Consider the following 1778-nt stretch of genomic DNA (forward strand, 5'->3'; position numbering starts at 1 on the left):
TTCCCGGCGACCGCTGACAGACGTGGATGCGCCAATTTCTGACCTTCCACACCGCTCAACCGGAGGGCTTGTTTCGGATCGGAACCAGTCGTTGGGCCGTGCCCACAATTCCTAAGCACGTCGTTTTCCCAAAACGCGATCCGGTCTCTTGATCGTCGCTTGCGCTCAATTCCAATGATCCGCGGAATGGTGGGTTGCTATTCCCTGAAGCATTTAAAACCGCACCACTAGTCCAAGGATTGGACCCTGCTGCACGACGTCAAAGACGAACCCGTCATCGCTATAGTCGACACCCAGGGCTCTATATCCCAACACCGAGGAAATCCGGTCGTTGAAACGGTAGCCGATCGCCCCTGCAACATCCCAGTCGATATCGGCTCCGCCCGCACCAACAAGCCCCCATCCGGTCAAATAAACCTTGGGCGTGATCGAGTAGTTCCCGCGAAGTCCTGCCATGGCATCCACCCAGGTCGCGCCATCGCTTGCAGATACGCCGTCGAGAATTCCGCCGCTGAAGGAGATGTCATTGTCGACCGACCACACCCTGACGCCGCCGACAACTTCAAGACGACCGGCATCGGTCTCAATGAACGAATAGCCTGCCCCGATCAAACCCGCGAACGTTTCTGAGGTTACCGCTGCGCTCGATGCAAGAATCCCTCTTGGCGTCCCGGCGGAGCCCGATATCTTCGAATACATGATGTCGCCGAAGATGCTGTAGCGGTCGTATCGCGCCTCGCCGATCGCCATTGCCCCGAAGTCGAGATGATCGAAAATATCGCTGAAACTGGCATCGACGTCGACTGGCGGCAGGCCGAACTGGCCGACCTCGCCGGATAGTCCCGCCGCCCAGAAATAGGGAGCGACCGAAAACGTCCAGCCCTGCTCGGTCACAAGCTGCTGGGTTTCCGGTGCCACCGGTGAATAAACGTCAGCAGCGTTGGCGCTGCCGACAACCAAGAGTGTCCCGGCGCAGGCCAGGATATGCGCTAATCCAGATTTCATGAATCCCTCCCAACGTTTCAAACTGTTAACGCCTAACCCTGTCCGTCTCGCACAGACTACCGGTTGCATATGTTCGCCGAGGCGGAATTCCGAGCATTGCAATCGTTGACCGCCCTTCGTCCTGCGTTCCCACCCTCGGCCGGCAAGCCAAGTTGGCCAACCTGGTTTGTGTAATTGTCCCGGGTATTTTGATCGACAACGGCGACAGGGGCTGCGATCGCCAGCCCGGCTGCGGTGCCGGCGACTGCGGCCGCCCCCGTGGTGACGGCAACGATGCTGTCGCCAAAGCCTACCCGGCTGTCGGTAAGGGTCTGGCCGTCGGATATACGCGATCCAATGAGCTGAACGATTTCGGGCGATTCGGCAAATTTGCCATGGTTGAGTTTGTCGCCTGATTTTACCTTCGTCAGGTCGATGACCGTGATGTTGTTTGCTGCAAGTTCCTCTTTGTATGGAGCTTTTTCCGGATCGATCGATCCGAGCCGCGCAACGCTGCCCCAGACCCGGCGTGAAACAGCCAGCGCGCGGTCATCCTGTGAGACGAAGAGTGTGAATTGTGGGTGCTGCTTGCCCATGTCGGCGATCTGCGATCGGAACACATCGACATCGACATCGGGAGCAGCGAGCATGATGTTCTTGAATTTCGGCGGCAGTCCGCCATTGCGGATGGCCATCTGGCGAAGCGCCTCCAGCGCCAGCCAGTTCCCCATCGAATGGGCGAGGATGGAAACTTCCTCTATCTCTGGATCGCGCCCCAGATATTGAAACAGCGT

2 protein-coding genes are annotated in these 1778 nt (G+C 58.2%); both read right to left on the minus strand.

Translation table 11 applies throughout. The annotated features are described in order from the left end of the window. Positions 1–213: 213 nt before the first annotated feature. Entirely contained in the window at positions 214–1005 is a 792-nt protein-coding gene (locus tag OHD58_RS30410; RefSeq protein ID WP_263807297.1) for a hypothetical protein, read from the minus strand. A 56-nt stretch (positions 1006–1061) separates the two neighbouring features. Beyond that, positions 1062–1778, minus strand: a 717-nt coding sequence (locus tag OHD58_RS30415; RefSeq protein WP_263807298.1) for an alpha/beta hydrolase, incomplete at its 5' end; no start/stop codon positions are given.

Origin of the sequence: Mesorhizobium sp. ZC-5, assembly GCF_025753855.1 — a bacterium.
Taxonomy (GTDB): Bacteria; Pseudomonadota; Alphaproteobacteria; order Rhizobiales; family Rhizobiaceae; genus Neomesorhizobium.

Excerpts from the sequence above, each read along its gene's own strand:
- OHD58_RS30410 (WP_263807297.1), bottom strand. The coding sequence starts at position 1,005 with ATGAAATCTGGATTAGCGCATATCCTGGCCTGCGCCGGGACACTCTTG.